Below are 16,099 nucleotides of genomic sequence, written 5' to 3'. Positions count from 1 at the left end.
ACAGAAACCAGTCGGTGGGGTGCGTGTCGTCGTGCTTGCAGCTGAACGAATGACGCGTTGCAGCCGAGAATGAGGGAATGAGCCTGAGCGTGTGTACCGACATATCGGCGGCCGATTGGTTGGTCGGGCAGGATCTGCCGTGGTACCAACTCACCGCGAGTGGCCCGATCGGGTTCCCGGCATATGCGCGGCTGCGTTTCATCCCGGATCCGACATACGAGGGTCAAAGAGAAAACGACGCGGAAAGTCCGGCCGACGCTCTTACCCCTACGGACGACGGCTATCTCACCGAGAATGACCAGTTCAAGATCGTCGCAGAAATATTGGCCCCCTACACGTCCACTCCCGACGACTGCTACTTCTGCTTGTGGGACGGTTGGGGCTGGGACGTCAACGGTGACGACCTTCCGATGGTGAAGATCCCCAACCGTGACTACTGGTTGTTCCGTGGTGCACTCACAGACCTGGGTAACTGGGGGAGCGCCGTCAAGACGGAACGGTATGAGACGGTGCAGAATCCTGCCTTCATGTGGCCAGCGGATCATGCTTGGTGTGTCACGGGCGATGTCGATCCGCACTTCGCGGTGATCGCGGGGCCTGCCGAAGCGATCGACCTCATCATTGCGGATCCTCGACTCGACGCGGTAGCCGATGACCCGAATGATCCCCCACCCCGCTACTACTGAACGTTGGCGAGTGACGTGGAGGGGAAATCATCCGGCTTGTCGATGGTCAAAACGCACACCCAAACCCGCAGAATTGCTCTCACTTCGTTTCGGTTGCTGGGTTAGGCGACGCCTGTCGATTTGATTGCATCTCCCAATGAACGACGTCTTGATTGCATCTCCCAATGAACGACGTCGGATCGGTGAGACTGACACGATGACGCTCGAAGAAAAACGAGACAACCGATCGCCCACGACGTGGCTCACTGCGGCTCTCTGGGCCCTGACGTTCTCGTTCGTGTACCTGATGATTGGGCTTCTCCTCTGGTGGACCGCGCTGGTGTTCGTAGTTGCTGGAGTTACGCTCACCTACTTCTGGTGGAAGAATCGTCAGCGCAGTCCGGCGTCGGTGCTTTTCGGTTTCACCTGCGCGTGCTTTGCCGCCCTGGCTCTGGTCACGAGCGGAGCATCAATGTTCGTACCCATATCGGCCGCGGTAGACAGCGTCGGTCCGCGCAGGGTGGTCTGCGGTTCCGTGATCAATCCGGTGCAGGCAGACGAGCTGACAGTGACAACTGTAGGATCGAGCGAACCGATGATGCAGTCCTGGCCGGAGATACCGCAGGCTTCAATGGAGAGGGTGTGCTCGAATCGGCTCAGTGCCCGAGGTGGTCGAGCAGTGGGCCTGACCTTGGTCGGCCTTCTACTCGCAGCGCGTGCGACCGGTCACCTCATTACTCCGGCTAGCTCCGGAGCGGTCGGTGCGCGGACTCGCCAAGTTTGATGTTCAGAACACAGCATCAAGTACGGCCATGCCGTGGCGTGATCGAATCGTTCTGCCGTGAATACCCGCCGAAAGCGTGCGTTTTGTCGATGGTCAAAACGCACACCCAAACCCGCAGGAACGATCTGAGAACGTTTCGGAGCCGAGGCGCTGCTATTTATTTTCCGGATGCGGCGCGGTTTTGTCAGCGCGTATACGCTTGAGGTCGGCAAGTATGACTCACGGCAACGTTGTGTCATCGTGAGACCTAAGGTCGCTTGGCGCACTAATTGAATAAAATGAGACGCATCAACGAAAAGACATAGCAACGGAGGAAATGGAAAATGGGTTCTGCAGATTATAAGTCAAATGACGAGACAAATTTTATAGAACGAGAATATTCGACTTTCTTTAACCCATGGAACCTTAGATGTGCAAATAACTTACTTTCAGGGTTGATCAATGCTCAACTCCGTGGGGGAATTCGAGTTGTCACGTTTGAGATTCGAGATATCGAGAACTTGCTCGTAATTATTGTTGATCACTATGCAAATTCCATCCAGCCGCTCGCCAGGATTGGACACAAAATTTCTCTTCTTCGACTTTTTGATATGGTAGGCGAGGATAGTCCTGAATCAGCAGGATCTTTATACCTAGATGAGATAATTCTTCGTCCGGCAGAATTAGACAATACAATTGAAGGCATACATTGGTTTTCGAGACCGTAGGTGCAGGATGGAGAATAACATTCCAGAATGCGAAGTTTTTCGAGAAAGTTAATTAGCAGAGCGCCTTAGTGGGTCATTTGACATGGGAGTCAAATGACCCACTAAGGTTGGTTAGTTACCTGGCTTCGGATTCAGGAGTGCAATATCAACCCATGAATCGCATATCGGCGTTCCAGCAAGTGGGCTGGTGCCGCCACCGCAGTAGGCGGTAACAACCCCGATAGGTGATCCTCCAGGCGAAACTTTGTATGTTGTCCAGGGGGTTGGGTCGTAGATTGCGTGCACTACTCTGCGCTGAACTTCTTCGCAGTCGTAACCGGTAAATTCGAGATGACAAAATTCATCGATCGCAGTTGAATAGAAGTCTGAACCTGGATCTGTGGAATCAGTTCTGTTTTTACGGTCTCCGTACTTGAGAGCAAACTCGATTGAATCAATAAGCTTCAGTTGATGTTTGTGTTCGGCCTTGTCTGACCCCCATCCGTCCTGCCAGACTTTGCTGTAGTAGCCCTGCCGGATGACCATATTCCCATGTCGGTTTGGATCTTTTATGTTGATAGCGTCACCAACGATTTCAGATGTATCGTATTCAGGGGCAATTCCGGGGGCTGGCCAGACTGCGCCGGGTGGGATTGCTCGACTCTGAAGATTTTCTGAATCACCTATCAATTCTGGACCCGTTAACGCAGGCTCGGGAAAGAGGTCGTCCTCGCCGTCGCCAATTCCAACTAGCGAACGTGTTGGGCCAATTTTGTTGATGATGCCCCCGGAGAACTCTTGGTGGAGAGTCACCTGCTCCGTCGTAGGCGTGCCTGGTGCGGGGATCGGTGTTATCGGATTTGATACCGGATATCCCAGTACTCCAGCTCCCGCTGCATAATTGTTCCACGAAGCTAGAACCTCTATGGGTACTTCATGTGCCCCGGTTAAAAGTGTCCACCATATTGGTGAGCCATTCTCGAATTCTGCATGGTGGGCGATTCCATCGGGAGTTACCTGTTCATCGGCGAGGGGATACCCGAGAGGTCCGTCTTCCCTGCCGAGCTGTGTCCACCGATCGCGTATCGGACCGTATAGAAGTCGCGCACCAGTCGGTACGGACCATGTGATTGTGCCGTTGACGAAGTTGTTATATCGGCCGTTGTTCTTGGTGACTGAAAATTCATCGGAGCTTGGGTAGCCCAAGGGGCCGGCATGCGCTCCGAGTGCGTTGTATTTGTCGCGGATTGGCCCGTTCTTGATCGCGGAGCCGATTGCGTTGGTGAAGGCGACGTAGATTGCGCCGTTCTGGAATTCCTGACGGCGACCTACGCCGTCCGCATGGACGATCTCGTCGGTGGTGGGGTAACCGAGCCAACCCATCTCGTAACCGTGGACGCCCCAGCGGTTGAGGATGCTGTTGACCACCGGGTGTGCACCGCCGGCTGCGGACCAGTAGATCGGCCCGTTCATGAATGTCGTGAACTTGCCCTGGCCATCGGGGCTGGTGAGTTCACCGGAAGTGGGAAAGAGCAGAAAGCTGAATTGTGCTCCGAGTGAGTTGTACTTGTCCCTGATCGCTCCACAGACATCATGTGGTGCCGGCCAGTATCTTTGGCAGGAAGTAACCTGCCGAGACATCAGGGCGCGAGCTTCCAGCATCTCAGTTTCGTCGGCTTGTTCCTTGGTGAATCCTTCCGGAATTTCTTCGCGATCGGATCGCATCTTGCCGGGCACGATCGTTGCGTTCGGGTTCTCAGTGGGCAGGCCCGTGTACGGGATCGTCGCTCCGGCTGGCGCCGCCACCTGAGACGACGGTGCCGTCGATGCCGGTGAAGAAGAAGGTGCCACAGAATTGGTAGTCGGCGCCGTCTGCTCGGTGGTGGTTGTCGCGGACGGTGTCGTTGCTCGAGTGGGCTCCGACTCCTCCGGGGCACATGGCACCGATGTAGCGGTAGTCGTCGTACTCGATGGGGTCTTTGTCGACGTCGTCGTGGTGGTTGTGGTGGCGGATGCGACCGGATCACACACTTCAGCGGACTGGGCGTCGTTGTTCGTTGACTCCGTCGGCTGCGCCATAGCCGCAGTGACCGGTGTTGTCACCAGAAACAGTGCTGTCGCCGATACCGCGAGCGCCCGAGTGATGTTTCGTCTTCGCATGAAATGTGGAGCAGATATCAAGGTCATTCTTCCCCTCGCCTACCTAGCAGCCGGCGCAGCACTGACTGCCGCGCCCGGACTGTCGAAACCGAATTGTCAGGCGCGGCACAGGACTCGAACGGATCCTGTGAAGATGCTGTGAGAGGCAATTCCTTGCTCACAGTAAAGGGTTGTCCACGGGTTTCCTAGAAACCTCATGTCTCACTTCTGTAACAAAACAGTTGGGTCGGTTTAAATCCCAGGTCAGTGCGCTGCGGCCACCGAGAACTAGTACTTCAGTTGGAGCCCAACCGTTTAGGGAATTTGGTCCCGTAACGGATTCTGGTTGATTTCCGATTGAAAGTCCTCTGGACGCATCGTTTGCTGTGAATTGCTGTCACTGACATACGGGTGGGCGATGAAGCGAGGAGCACCGAAACTGTCCGGTATATCGAAGGTCAAAACGCGCACCTAAACCCGTAGAAAGTCCTGACGCGCCTTAGATCGAAATGCCCTGCTACCAATCGCTGGCATGGCTGAAGATTCTGACACCGAACCCGAAGGTATCCCCGCAGGCTTGTTGGGTAGCGTGCGTATATATGAGTCTGGAAGAGAACTGTTGAGTGCGCCTCGCCGATTGGCGACTGTGACGGTACTGGTCTTCGCTGGACTCGGCCTACTGTGCGGACTCCTAGGTGCCGCTGTGTTGTGGTGGTACGCCTCGCGGCCGTTCACGATCTACACCGCCAGCTACGAGCCGTCCGGCCCGAGCTCAATCCGGATCGACGGTGTCTCCGTCTACCGGTATATAGCTGGGTTGATTGTCGGCGGCCCCATCCTGGGAACCGTATTCGGCGCACTCGTTTACGGGGTGGGCTGGAATCTCATGCGGAGGGAACGCACCAAAAATCGCGCCTAAATCCTGTTCTGCTCTGCACACCACCGCCTCGACTAGCTTCGATCGTCGAAGCGCTCAATCTCAGTCGATCGACGTCTTACGTGCACCCCACCTCGTCTGGCGACTCCCTCCATGCCAAATAATTCCGGGAAAAACGTGCCAAATAATTCCGAGAGTTACACGCCCGAACTCGCCGATGTGAGTCCGGCAGTGTCCGAGCACGGTTCATTGACACCACCAACCTTAGGGAATACCCGATCTCAGGACTCGACTGACTCAGCTACCGAGTGTGTGGAAGTCAATTGCGTAACGACCCGCACAGTTCGTGTGGCCGTAGCGGGTGTGAGTGTGCTGGAGTTCGGGGATGGGAAAGTCGAGGAGTGAGAAAAACAAGGCACGAAAAGCACGACTGGCGGATGCCGAGCGTAGACGCGAGGCCCACGCCCGCCTGATCGTCGAGCGGTCCGGCGATCCGCAGTTCGTGCACCAGCAGATCGATCCGCTGACCGGCGACCGCACGTTGTCGATGTCGGCGGGACACCCTGCCGCTCAGGACATGCGCGAGAGTATGCAGGAGTTACGCCGCGACTTCACCGTGCGGTTCGGACGAGAACCCGGGCCCGAAGATCCACTGTTCTTCGACCCCGCCAACGATGTCCCCACGGCGATGTCGCCCGAGGCCGCTGTGACGGAGTTCGACACGATGCTCGAAAACATGGCATCACAGATCGACGATCCGATGCTCCGGGCACAACTACGAGCCGCCAAGGATGTCGGCTTCATCCTCACCGAATCGAACATGCACCTGTTCTCCGCCCACGACATCGATGCGTGGGAGGACGCCCTCGACCGACACCTCAACTAATGATCGACGCGGCATTGTGCCCGCGAGCGAAGAGTCGGGGCTGGGAACATGTCACGTCCTCGGCCCGCATGTAGCGAGACGGGGCGAGTGGTCATTGACCGGCGATACACAAGCTCGGGGGGTGATGCCTCTACCGAGAGTGCAGTCGTCTTCTGAAACTGACAGTGACACCCGAACTCGACGGCACAATCGGTTGGACGCCGTCATCGAATCTCTTGTGGCGGTAAGTCGTTCGTGGTGCGTTGTCGCCGAGGTTGACTTCGATTCCACGCTCGCGAGCTGTAGCCGCGGCGCCGTCGCCGTCAGGGGTGCGCTGTTTGGCGCCTATTCTGTTCGTGAGATCGGCCGCGGGCATCGGTGGAACTGTGCGATAGTGCGGGGATGATCAGCAGGGGGTCGGCGTGACGAATTTCGAGCAGGATCGGGATCTCCTGATCCGACTGTGGCGGATGTGGGCCAAGCGCGCCGCGGAACTGTCGGACGAGCAGTGGACTGCCGATACCCGCTTGCCGGGCTGGACTGTTCGAGACGTGTACGTGCATGTGACCCCTGACGTCATGATCGCGATGCTCGCCGAGCCTGCTGCAGACGGCGACGCGAAGATCACCAGTGCGGCGGAGATGCTCCGCGTCTTCAATGTCGACCCGACAGCGACAGAGCCGATGCACGAACAGCTCGCTGAAATAGTCCGACAGATGGCGGCCGACGTCGATCGAGAATCGATAGTTAAACGCTTTGATATCGACCTGCCCGAGTCGTTCGAACGACTCACCGGGCTCAGTCGCGCCACCGTGATTGCGCACCCGATGTTGGAGTCGGTCTCACTCGGTGCCTTTCTGGATATGGCGATCCTCGAATCGACGGTCCATTGGCTCGATGTCGTCGCTGCGGTGGGTGGGCCCGAGCCCGAGCCGATGGCTCTCGAGCGTGCCCGGGAGGTCCTGGCTGCGGTGCCCGACCCACTGGCGTTCGTCGAGGCGGCCACGGGACGTTCGCATGTGGCCGTTCTGCCGGTGATGCGGTAACTTTGCTCCGCCCGGCCAGGATGACAGTGGTGTCCACGGTTCGCAACTGACGCCATCACCCTGTGGCGCAACCACTTTGCCCGAGGAACCAAGCCTGATCACACGTTCGTTGCGCCCGCGGATGTTCAGGCCTTGAATGTGGAGTCCGCGATCGCATCGACAACGGACCGGATTTCGGCAATCAAGGCGTTGCGTGAACAGCATCGAGATCACGGATTGAAGGCCGCTGCTGATCTCGTCGACGCAGCCCTCAACAAACGAAGCGAATGAGCGCGGCAGATTCCCGACCGACGTTGCGAATGTGAAAAATAGGGACCTGGTCAGAGTCCGGTCGACATGCCACTTTCAACCATCAGAACCGCGCCACTCACTGCCGAAAGTCACAAACGAAAGGTCACCAGAACTCCCTGATATGAGTCCGGCAGTGTCCGAGAAACGAACTTGGCCTCAACGGGTCAGTGCCGAGATGATGTGACACCCCGTTGTAGTGCCGAGGCGATTTCTGCTTTCATTCGCGGCATGAATTGGTTTGCGGTTCTTGTAGTTGTTGCCGGTGTCGCAATTGCGGCGGTGAGTGTTGTCGTAGAGAGGAGCGAAGGCGCGGGGGAACCGGGGAATGTTCTGTTGGCGGGCGGTTCGATCGCTGCGGTCGGACTCGTCTGGGCGTTCTGGTGACTGCGTAGCCCTCAGTCGAGGCCGTAGTCACGTTCGGTCGAGCGTTCAGTGCTGGCATCCTGGGCAGGTTCTGGCTTGTCTTGGGCACCTGAGGTATTGGTGTTGAGGTGTTCGCGAATTGTGCGCGGGTGTGCGCGGGACACCGTCGACAACGCTCGGGCGATGTTGCTGTAGTCGTCGGCGGCTGGTGGGGGTTGGGACTGGAGCCAGCTCCGCGCCCGGGCGACGGCAAGATCGCGGTTGTCGGGATAGCCGCTCGACCAGTCGATACCGGCTTTGTCGATCCGATCGAGAACCTCGGCTGGGTCGATGATGTTGTCGCGGATCAACGCTCCGACGAACTCGTGGTCTTTCTCTCGGCCGGCAATCAGTTTGGAGACGCACAGGTCGATCGGGTGCAGGCACAGTCCGGTGCGCCCGTAGTTTTGGTCGTCGCCGGTTCCGGTGGCAGTGAAGGTGACGAGCCGGTTTTCCCAGCCGCGGGGAAGTACAACGGTTTCGCGGTGGATCCCCTCGACGTAAATGCCGTGGAGAGCGTGAAACGGCGAGTCCTCCCCTACCCAGAAGGTGAGCGCGCTCACCTTCTCCGTGACATCGGCGCCGGTCGTGAATGCACTGGCCGGAGTCATGTCGACTTCCATCGAACGCGTAGCTTCTTCCGGCAGCGAGTCTTCGTCGTAGCTTCCGAGTACCGATTGAGACCCGAAGATCACTACCTGCGATTCCTTCACCCACCCGCACGCAGCGATAACGGCTTTCTCGAGGTCGCTTCGGTTCACTCGCGAGTTCTCTTGAGAAGGTCGAGTACGCGCAGTCGTTCGCTCTCGCTCAACAAGACCGACAGGGGCGACATGTTTCGCATCTCGCGGTCGGTCTCGGTATCGGAGACGCTGATCTTGCGAACGGTGTCGATGTCGTTGTCCGCGATGATGCGTTCCCACCGCTCCAGGCACTTGCGGAGTGCGTTGCCGTGCACGTGCTCACGGTTGGTCTGCAATCTGGCGCGCACCTTGTCGGTGTTGATCGAGAGGTGTTCGCGGTCGATCTTGTCCAGGACCGCTTCGTGTACGAGTTTCTTTCGGACGACTTTCGACAGGACTGCGGACATCTGCGGCTCCCTTCATCTTCGGTGCACCAGTGTTGACCAGGCCGTTGGTCGATCAGTGTATCTGTTTCGTCGCATCGATCACGGTCATCGGGATATCGCCAGGCTTTGGTCCAGCTCCTCTGTATTCCTCGAGACTGCTGATACTGCGCGATGGGTCGATGCTGGCTGCCTGGATTTGGTGAGAGGATGGCGCCAGGGCAATATTTTCGATCACCGCACATGAAAAGCGATTGCGGGGCGAACTGTGACCACAATCGACGCTGGCCATATATGTCCATACATGGCTATTAAATACGAGTGGCCCCTAATGGCCATCGAAAACTGTCGCGTACGTGTAAAAATGACCGTATTGTCCAAGTGGGCAATATCTTCTCGCACCCGAAAATCGCCCCGATCGAGAGACGCCGATCGTAGTTTTTGTTTTTGATGGACAAAACAATCACGTGCGATCACTTCGTACGCGATCGCCCCTAGCCCACTATTCAAAACTTTTTATCGAAGTAGAACCCACACGCTCACCTTAGCGCCCTTTTAGCAGTGATCTCCATTCCGCTAAGAGTCGAACTTCAACCGGAGGCCGGATAATGAGTATTGATACGGGCAGTGAATCAGACGCGACCAGTGCGACCACCTTGTCTGACGTGGCGTCAACATCAATCCAAATACATGTCCCTGGTGAAGATATTCCTGGAGACCCCCCGACACGAACGCTTTTCCCGCGTTCCTGTCCGGCGTATCAGGGGGTGCCGCCGACCTGTCAACTCTCCATAACGGGCTCTCCAGGAGGGTCAACGCTGGAAACGTGGAACCTGTCGCTAGCACCCGACGGAACCGGGTTCGTCATTTTCTCAACTGCTGGCCAATACATTACGGCTCAGACGATTTTCCCGCCCAATAGAGGCGGCCCTACCCTCGTCACCTCCTCGGACGTCGCCCAAGCTGCGCACTTCGTGCCATCGTACCCAGACGCAGATCACGTGTGCTTGTCGTTGGAAGACAATCCATCCTTCTTCTTGACTTTCCGAACTGACGGCATGCGCATTGAGTTGAACCCACTTGGAAATAGCAATACCCCACCCACCTACCAGTATTTTGAAACTGCGGCGTTCATGCCGGCCGCGGCGACGACGTTCGAGAACATGGTCAAGTTGCCTGCCGAATTCTTCGCAGGCGATCAGGCACACTTCGGCGATTTCGAGTCCTACTTCGCGCTGCGCCCGGATGGGTCGATCGCGGCAGACCAGTCAAGCCCAGATTCCGCGACAGACTTTCTGATCGAGGCGGCCGGCGCGGGTGACGATTTGCTGCTCCTGCATGTCGGGACGACGTATCTCGTCGCTGACGCCGTAACCGGGCTAGTGACCGTCTCGGGCACAAGAGACCAGGCCACGCAGTTCGTCATCTACGCGACAGACGCGGAGGGAATTGTCCTCGCAACGTCGGAGCAAACGCCACGCTACTGGGTCATCAACCCCACTGGACTTCTCACGGTCGCAGCTCGAGAGAGTTGGAGTGCCGATCTCGAACACTGGATGGAGATGGAACCGGCCAGCTCCGAGGTGGAACTCCTAGCTCGGATGGGAGTGACTGTGTCTGATGATTGGCCAACCCCTTGCCAGCAGTCGACAGCACTTTTCGTCTGGCAGTGCACCGGCGGATTGTTCCTCGCAGCCGGACTTGGACCCGGCATCATTTCGGGTCAACCGACCCCAGGCTTTACCGCATTCGTCAGCTCGCTCAGTCCACGAGTAATGGCCGCTATCAACGCGGCCTCCAACGCATTGAGCTCAACGGATATCAGAATCGTCGCTGGTGCCGGCGTAGTCTGCAATTTATTTGGCGTGCTGGTCGATGAGGGCGTCTGGTGGAAGCTGGTGAAGATGCTGTTCTCAGCGGGCGTCAGCTGGTGGGTTATCCCTAAGGTGATGAGTCTCGCCGTGACTTACTTCTTCGCGCCGGCAGTGGAGGGGATCCTGCTCCTTACCTCCCTATTGACCTGGTTCGTCGGCGTAATGCAGGGCGCGGTGAGCGTCGGCCAGAACTGTGGGCCCGGACCGTCCAGCAACATCCAGCCCACGCATCAGAACAAAGCGATTACACCTGTAGCCACGGCGTGAGGATGGCTCCGACAGGCACGGAGCGCTACCCTTCTACTCTTTCTGCACTCCTCGAGACTTCTGATACTGCTCAGCAGGTCGATGCTGGATGCCTGGGCTTCTCCTGAATGTAGAGTTTCTTGGGTTAGTCGAACGAAGGGTTACAGAGAATATGGCGCAGCGCAGTGCGGCTGAGCGGATTGAAGGCCCTACGTTCATACCTCCAGCCGAACGATCCGGAAACCATTACGCTGATCTGCATCGAAACCATGATCGAAACGTGGCCGCGAAGCGGCATCTCCGAAGAATTGAACGAAGGCCTCGCCCTGATTGTTCGGGTTCCTCCCCGTAATCCTTGACGCACGCATCCGCCGAGAGATCCCCCCACTGCGTATCGCCGGTAAACCTGGGGCCCTACAAATCATCCGGTATAGCGATGGTCAAATCGCACACCGAAACCCGCAGAAGCGACCTGAGAGCCTTTGGGTGGCTAGGTGCCAGTTTCAGAAAACAACTGCATTCTCGAGCCGTTCCGGATTGACCGCGGAGGAAAAGAAGCCGCCACAGAAGTCACACACGAAACTTCTCCGGACAATGTCATGCGAAGCTGGGGGCATGTTCATGCCTGAGGAAAGCTACCTGAAAGTCTGGGAGTTTCCGATCACCGGACCGGATACATCAGGTGAGGCGCCCGAGCACGTTGTCGCCGCCTGCCATGCCATGGGGCGCGATCTGCAATGCCGCTGGCACGGACCCGATACTTACACGCAGAACTGCATATGGACCATCTCGATAGTCAGCACCGGCCTCGGGCACATCGCGCTCAAAGCCGGTCCCCGGCCACCGCACAAGACTGAAGGAACCTCAACACTGCGGGGTTTCGGGTTCGGAGAGACAGACCTCGACCAATCGGTAAGCTAACAGTGCTGATCGCCGGTGAAGTGCACGATCAGCTGGCCGGTGGCATGCCCTATGTGCAGTGGCCCATCGAGAAGCAACAACTGTTGATGCCGTCGTTGCAAGACGGACACGCTGTATGGGTAGCTCGGACCTCTGATCGCGTGGTCGCTGAGATCGGCACGCTTTGCTCGCCCTTAGCGAACCGGGTCGAGCCCCGTGCCAAATAATTCCGTGAAAAACCTGCCAAATAATCCCGAGAGTCACAACCTAATCCGTGAATGGACTCAGGTCGGTCGCGCCGCTGCCCGAGCCCACGGCCGGACAGGCGGCCGTCCCCCGAAGATGACGTCGACGAAACTCGCACAGGCACAAAGGATGCGGGAAAACGGCATGCACTTGACCGACGTCGCCGAAATCATCGGCGTCGGCAGAACAACGCTTTACCGACACCTGAAATAGCACCAGGATTCACTTCGCGGGTCCAATTGAGTCGAGGTCTCCGACGACCGAAATCGTGTATTCGCCTATTTTCGGTCAGTACGGCTTCGGTCAGGAGTTTCGGTCGACGGTTCACTGTGGTCGGACGTTGGTCGCGAAATCGGTCGATTCGTCGACCGGATACGACCGTTTCGTTTCCGGCCCGGTCTCTTGGACACTGAGTGAAAGCGCCATCGCTGAAGCTGTTCCGAACCTGCCACGAACCGTGTACTCCTTCAATCGGATGACCCAAACGACGGTTTTTATGTTCGATTGCGCGATGAATTGCTGCAGCTCTGCAAAGAGATCAACTTCGTGCTGCTGTCGTCGACGATGTAATGGGGTAGCTCGACATACGCGAGGACGGCGACGTTCATCCCTGAGCCGCCACGGCCGTCAGTGCCGCTAGGGCGAGCGAAGCAACCAGTAAGCCCGATGGCTGCGGCCGCGACAGCGATTGATCGTCGGGTTCGCTTGGCTGAGTGGTTTATTGGGTTCTTCGTCTCTCTCGAAAAAATGTCGTCACAGTTGTGGATCAGCTGATGCTGTCGACGAACCAGCGGCCGTCGATGTCTTTGGTGGTGATCGTCTGTGGGTACTGAGCCGGGGCAATGCCGGGACGCATTTCCGCAAGAACGACGGAGTAGACACCGGCCGTGATCGGAGTGATGCGCACGCAATGCGTGGTTCCTACAGCGACAGAGTCGATTCCGGCTTGAATCTTGTCTGCCAGAGGTAGCGAGGTGTCGGGGGTGGCCAGTGCTCGGACGCCGGCTCCGGAGCGGGTGACGTAGTAGGCGTGTTCGAAGGCTGCGATGACGCCCGCGCCGGTTTCCTGATCGCCCTGGTCGGTGCGGCATGCGCTGGGGTCGGCGACTGGTTCGGTGGTGATCGCCGGCGGAGTGATCGCCAGCGCCGGCATCGATGTGGGCTCGGCCTCGGTGCCCTGGGTGGCCACCGGGGCGGCGGTGCCGGATCTGGAGTAAACGCGCAGCAGGAACCAGCCGAGTAGTGCCGCGACCAGCAGTAATGCTGCCGCATATCGCAGTAGGTAGGGGCGGCGGGGTTGCTCGCCCTTCGGCGAGCGTGATGCTTTCGGCGCTCTCGGGGGCTTCGGCGCTGTGCTGGCTTTCGGTGCCTTGGATGTCTTGGGTGAGGTGGTTGCGGTTCGGGCGGCTTGCGGCGCCCAGGTGGGTGCGCCGCCGAGCGTATCGATCACTGCTGGATGCCTCGTCGTCTTGGTGCTCAGTAGCGACTTCATGTCGGCGCACCACCTTTCGTCGTTGTCATTGCCATTGGCAGGTCGGGGCGGACGGCAGGTGCGCCGCCCGCCCCGACCGAGCTATCTGATGCTGTGGGTTATGCCTGTGCGCCGCCGCCGATTGCTTGGCTGATCAACGTGGATGCCAGACCAGGTGAGGCGTTCTGGAAATAGTCTGTCAGGGCTGCGTCGACCTGCTCGATGACCGCCTCGCCGCCGGGCTGCGCACCGACGAAGTCGCGGACCTGCGCATCGACCGCGGGTGCGGAAGTGACTGTGTCGCGGACCGTGTTGGCTGCGAACTGCCCGACCGGTCCGGCGTTCTCCCACTCGGTGAGGGCGTTCTGGGTCTGCGCTGTCACTGCGGGCTGGTCGACGTCCGGGATCTCGATGTCGACGGGTTCTCCGAGTTCGCCGGCACCGTATGCGGTTGCCGCGACGAAGCCGGCTACTCCGCCGCCTACTGCTCCCGTGATGAAAGCCGGAACACCTAGTACCAGTGCGCCGATCCCCGCGCCTGCGCCTGTACCGGTCAATCCGCCTGCCACCCAGCCGATACCGGGGACGAAGACGTTACCCAATCCCATTCCGATATTGCCGCCGATGGTGCCGCCGATCAACGCGCCGCCTGTGGCGAACGGTGTTGCGAGTGCTAGTCCACCGCTCAATGCTCCGCCGGCAGCGCCGGCGACCTGTGCTGCGGACTCGCGGCTTGCCTTGTCCACGGGAACACCGGTCGAATGCCAGAACGAGGAAGAACGGCAGCTGATTCGAATCACGGAACGACTGCATGCGAAGTTCCCTCACACCACCGGCGAAACAAACAACAAGTCTGTGGCACAAGCATACGCAGGTTTCGACGACGCACCGATCAGTGACTACGTACCCGTGCTTGTCGAACGTCGTCACACTCACCGGCACCGTGCGCTTATGGGCGGAAAACACCAGGCCGAATTGGTGGCTTGGTGATCACCGCACGTGAGCGAGGTCGACAACCAGATCACCATCCGCCTCTGACACCTCCACTCGCCACCCGCCTCTGATGCTCAGGGCGAGGAGCGGAAACCGCTCGACTGGTTCATCAAAATGATCCGAATATGCTGGCACATAAGTCTTTCGACCCTACCTTCGGTCAAGACCATCGAGCACCCTTGCAAGGGAAGACCACTCGCCCGACACGACAACGTCGGCGGCGGCGCAACGCACGGTGAAGAATCCAGACAAGGACGCACCCCGATGAGTATCACTCACACACCACGTGATCGTGCGAACGCCCACGACATGGACCCCGATCCGTATACCCAGACAGTAGCCCGGTTGGCACGGGAGTTCGCCGGGTCGTTTTCCGAACCCGGCATCGAGATGGTCCTCGACGGATGTATCGAGGACTTGTCCGGAGTCCCGTCCGCAGCGATGCCGGAGATGAGCGAACGCCTCGCACAGGAACGGATCACCAGCTACTGCCGCAGCAGGGACCGCGATTTCACCGGATCGTGGCGAAGCTGACACACTTTGGCCCCCTTCACTTCTAACTTCCCCGACACACCAACCGCGAGACCCGTTCAGTGGGCGATCCGGAGACTACGCAACCGCGCGTCGACGGCGGGATCGCCGCCGTCAGGGCACCGTCGACGCATCAGCGACACACCAGGAACAGAGAGAAACGAGGACGACATGGACCCGACCCCAAGTACCCCCATTCCCCGCCGGATCGGAGTCAACGAGCCCATCATCTGGAACGAAGACCTCCAGCGGCAGAGATGGTGGAACCGCATTCTGTTCGGCCCGACCGGCCAGAAAGCGGACACAGACCCACGCACCGATCCCTCTCACGGGATTGACTACTACCAACCCTGACGACCTCAAATCACGATGCGCACAGCGAACACCGCTCACCGCCATCGTCTTTCACGTCGGTGCAGCCACATATCTGCCGCCGGTTCCTCGTCGAGAGTTCCTGCACTTCGGCGAACACGTCCACATAGCCGACCGCACGACTGCACTCGCGCCGGGGCAACCCCCTCGCAGTTCGCGGTATCGGAGCAAGACCTGCTTTGGGTAATCCTGGTGAGCGTCGTTTTCGCTCTGCGGTTTGCTACGGCAGAGGAACCATCCATACCCACGAGGTCCCACCGGTGGAAATCTTGTCGACAGTCAGGAAACCACCCAATCGAGGGCGCGGCTGCGTAGGTCGTCGAGTCCGCTCGATGCGTGCTGTGCCATCAATGCGACTTCGCCGACTGCACCAACCCCAACCACATGCTGCTGGGAACCAATCGCACCAAACCGCAGCGAATACGACCTACGGCGCCGCAACATTCCCAGCCCCCTCGCCGACGTCCGCGGACCGGCTGGGCGCACCCGCGCCATCGCCGACGCCATCCGAACCGGCATCGACCAGTTTGAAGACCTCGACACCATCGAGGAGAGAATTCGCGACGCCGAACATACCGGGCTGCCGTTCACACTATGGTGATGGCGGTATTGTGCCGGCGGAATTTGTGGCACGAACTCCAACGC

Annotated in this window: 19 protein-coding genes and 1 pseudogene; 15 read left to right on the top strand and 5 right to left on the bottom strand. The window is 58.6% G+C overall.

Annotation, left to right across the window (positions count from 1 at the left end):
* Positions 1-77 precede the first annotated feature (77 nt).
* Together R4P64_RS30415 and R4P64_RS30410 are read left to right on the top strand one after the other, a co-directional pair.
* Positions 78-686 carry a hypothetical protein gene (locus R4P64_RS30415; protein WP_317823920.1) on the top strand — a complete coding sequence of 203 codons (609 nt, stop codon included), beginning with the start codon at positions 78-80 and terminating at the stop codon, positions 684-686.
* Between the two features lie 196 nt (positions 687-882).
* Positions 883-1,449: a hypothetical protein gene (locus R4P64_RS30410; protein WP_317823919.1), complete on the top strand. Its 567-nt coding sequence runs from the start codon at positions 883-885 to the stop codon at positions 1,447-1,449.
* 818 nt (positions 1,450-2,267) lie between these two features.
* On the opposite strand, the gene R4P64_RS30405 is transcribed toward R4P64_RS30410, so the two are convergent.
* Positions 2,268-3,872: a hypothetical protein gene (locus tag R4P64_RS30405; protein WP_317823918.1), complete on the bottom strand. Its 1,605-nt coding sequence runs from the start codon at positions 3,870-3,872 to the stop codon at positions 2,268-2,270.
* 118 nt (positions 3,873-3,990) lie between these two features.
* On the opposite strand from R4P64_RS30405, the gene R4P64_RS30400 reads away from it, so the two are divergent.
* The 6 genes from R4P64_RS30400 to R4P64_RS30375 all read left to right on the top strand — a co-directional run bounded on the left by R4P64_RS30400 (position 3,991) and on the right by R4P64_RS30375 (position 7,737).
* A complete protein-coding gene (locus tag R4P64_RS30400) occupies positions 3,991-4,437 on the top strand; it encodes a hypothetical protein (protein ID WP_317823917.1) in 447 nt (148 codons plus the stop codon).
* A 369-nt stretch (positions 4,438-4,806) separates the two neighbouring features.
* Positions 4,807-5,193: a hypothetical protein gene (locus R4P64_RS30395; protein ID WP_317823915.1), complete on the top strand. Its 387-nt coding sequence runs from the start codon at positions 4,807-4,809 to the stop codon at positions 5,191-5,193.
* A gap of 343 nt (positions 5,194-5,536) precedes the next feature.
* Positions 5,537-6,037: a hypothetical protein gene (locus R4P64_RS30390; RefSeq protein ID WP_317823914.1), complete on the top strand. Its 501-nt coding sequence runs from the start codon at positions 5,537-5,539 to the stop codon at positions 6,035-6,037.
* Between the two features lie 401 nt (positions 6,038-6,438).
* Positions 6,439-7,062, top strand: coding sequence for a maleylpyruvate isomerase N-terminal domain-containing protein (locus R4P64_RS30385; protein ID WP_317823913.1), 624 nt, complete (start codon positions 6,439-6,441; stop codon positions 7,060-7,062).
* A gap of 138 nt (positions 7,063-7,200) precedes the next feature.
* Positions 7,201-7,332, top strand: a complete 132-nt coding sequence (locus R4P64_RS30380; protein ID WP_317823912.1) for a hypothetical protein — start codon at positions 7,201-7,203, stop codon at positions 7,330-7,332.
* Between the two features lie 249 nt (positions 7,333-7,581).
* Entirely contained in the window at positions 7,582-7,737 is a 156-nt protein-coding gene (locus tag R4P64_RS30375) for a hypothetical protein (protein ID WP_317823911.1), read from the top strand.
* An 11-nt stretch (positions 7,738-7,748) separates the two neighbouring features.
* Here the strand turns inward: R4P64_RS30375 and R4P64_RS30370 are convergent, their stop codons facing one another.
* Both R4P64_RS30370 and R4P64_RS30365 read right to left on the bottom strand, forming a co-directional pair.
* A complete protein-coding gene (locus tag R4P64_RS30370) occupies positions 7,749-8,516 on the bottom strand; it encodes a DUF6036 family nucleotidyltransferase (protein ID WP_317823910.1) in 768 nt (255 codons plus the stop codon).
* Positions 8,513-8,845, bottom strand: coding sequence for a hypothetical protein (locus tag R4P64_RS30365; protein ID WP_317823909.1), 333 nt, complete (start codon positions 8,843-8,845; stop codon positions 8,513-8,515). Before R4P64_RS30365 ends, R4P64_RS30370 begins: the two co-directional genes overlap by 4 nt.
* A 1,034-nt stretch (positions 8,846-9,879) precedes the next feature.
* Between R4P64_RS30365 and R4P64_RS30360 the strand changes: the two genes are divergently transcribed.
* The 3 genes from R4P64_RS30360 to R4P64_RS30350 all read left to right on the top strand — a co-directional run bounded on the left by R4P64_RS30360 (position 9,880) and on the right by R4P64_RS30350 (position 12,300).
* Positions 9,880-10,962 (top strand): hypothetical protein, encoded by a 1,083-nt coding sequence (locus tag R4P64_RS30360; RefSeq protein ID WP_317823908.1) that lies wholly within the window; start codon positions 9,880-9,882, stop codon positions 10,960-10,962.
* A 594-nt stretch (positions 10,963-11,556) separates the two neighbouring features.
* Complete coding sequence (locus R4P64_RS30355) at positions 11,557-11,862, top strand: hypothetical protein (RefSeq protein ID WP_317823907.1); 306 nt, start codon at positions 11,557-11,559, stop codon at positions 11,860-11,862.
* Between the two features lie 195 nt (positions 11,863-12,057).
* The gene (locus tag R4P64_RS30350) at positions 12,058-12,300 is read left to right on the top strand and encodes a helix-turn-helix domain-containing protein (RefSeq protein WP_317823905.1); all 243 of its coding nucleotides are present in this window, start codon (positions 12,058-12,060) and stop codon (positions 12,298-12,300) included.
* 553 nt (positions 12,301-12,853) lie between these two features.
* On the opposite strand, the gene R4P64_RS30345 is transcribed toward R4P64_RS30350, so the two are convergent.
* Together R4P64_RS30345 and R4P64_RS30340 are read right to left on the bottom strand one after the other, a co-directional pair.
* Positions 12,854-13,579: a hypothetical protein gene (locus R4P64_RS30345; RefSeq protein ID WP_317823904.1), complete on the bottom strand. Its 726-nt coding sequence runs from the start codon at positions 13,577-13,579 to the stop codon at positions 12,854-12,856.
* A 98-nt stretch (positions 13,580-13,677) separates the two neighbouring features.
* Positions 13,678-14,304 carry a hypothetical protein gene (locus R4P64_RS30340; protein ID WP_317823903.1) on the bottom strand — a complete coding sequence of 209 codons (627 nt, stop codon included), beginning with the start codon at positions 14,302-14,304 and terminating at the stop codon, positions 13,678-13,680.
* Here R4P64_RS30340 and R4P64_RS34120 point away from each other — a divergent pair.
* The 4 genes and pseudogenes from R4P64_RS34120 to R4P64_RS30320 all read left to right on the top strand — a co-directional run.
* Entirely contained in the window at positions 14,186-14,548 is a 363-nt protein-coding gene (locus tag R4P64_RS34120; RefSeq protein WP_411742736.1) for a three-helix bundle dimerization domain-containing protein, read from the top strand. The genes R4P64_RS30340 and R4P64_RS34120 overlap by 119 nt on opposite strands.
* Before the next feature lie 267 nt (positions 14,549-14,815).
* Positions 14,816-15,085, top strand: coding sequence for a hypothetical protein (locus tag R4P64_RS30330; protein ID WP_317823901.1), 270 nt, complete (start codon positions 14,816-14,818; stop codon positions 15,083-15,085).
* Between the two features lie 168 nt (positions 15,086-15,253).
* Positions 15,254-15,436, top strand: coding sequence for a hypothetical protein (locus R4P64_RS30325; RefSeq protein WP_317823900.1), 183 nt, complete (start codon positions 15,254-15,256; stop codon positions 15,434-15,436).
* 354 nt (positions 15,437-15,790) lie between these two features.
* Positions 15,791-16,055, top strand: a pseudogene (locus R4P64_RS30320) (hypothetical protein); the annotation flags it as partial.
* Positions 16,056-16,099 lie beyond the last annotated feature (44 nt).

This window comes from Rhodococcus sp. IEGM 1366 (assembly GCF_033142425.1).
In the GTDB taxonomy this organism is placed as follows: Bacteria; Actinomycetota; Actinomycetes; order Mycobacteriales; family Mycobacteriaceae; genus Rhodococcus_F; species Rhodococcus_F globerula.
Note: the sequence above shows the minus strand (reverse complement) of the source record. Positions and strands in the feature narration are given on the sequence as shown.

Bases quoted from the DNA above. Each gene is read 5' to 3' on its own strand.
- R4P64_RS30360 (WP_317823908.1), top strand. From the start codon at position 9,880: ATGCGCATTGAGTTGAACCCACTTGGAAATAGCAATACCCCACCCACC.
- R4P64_RS30355 (WP_317823907.1), top strand. From the start codon at position 11,557: ATGTTCATGCCTGAGGAAAGCTACCTGAAAGTCTGGGAGTTTCCGATC.
- R4P64_RS30410 (WP_317823919.1), top strand. From the start codon at position 883: ATGACGCTCGAAGAAAAACGAGACAACCGATCGCCCACGACGTGGCTC.
- R4P64_RS30395 (WP_317823915.1), top strand. From the start codon at position 4,807: ATGGCTGAAGATTCTGACACCGAACCCGAAGGTATCCCCGCAGGCTTG.
- R4P64_RS30415 (WP_317823920.1), top strand. From the start codon at position 78: ATGAGCCTGAGCGTGTGTACCGACATATCGGCGGCCGATTGGTTGGTC.
- R4P64_RS30325 (WP_317823900.1), top strand. From the start codon at position 15,254: ATGGACCCGACCCCAAGTACCCCCATTCCCCGCCGGATCGGAGTCAAC.
- R4P64_RS30345 (WP_317823904.1), bottom strand. From the start codon at position 13,579: ATGAAGTCGCTACTGAGCACCAAGACGACGAGGCATCCAGCAGTGATC.
- R4P64_RS30390 (WP_317823914.1), top strand. From the start codon at position 5,537: ATGGGAAAGTCGAGGAGTGAGAAAAACAAGGCACGAAAAGCACGACTG.
- R4P64_RS30365 (WP_317823909.1), bottom strand. From the start codon at position 8,845: ATGTCCGCAGTCCTGTCGAAAGTCGTCCGAAAGAAACTCGTACACGAA.
- R4P64_RS30330 (WP_317823901.1), top strand. From the start codon at position 14,816: ATGAGTATCACTCACACACCACGTGATCGTGCGAACGCCCACGACATG.
- R4P64_RS30375 (WP_317823911.1), top strand. From the start codon at position 7,582: ATGAATTGGTTTGCGGTTCTTGTAGTTGTTGCCGGTGTCGCAATTGCG.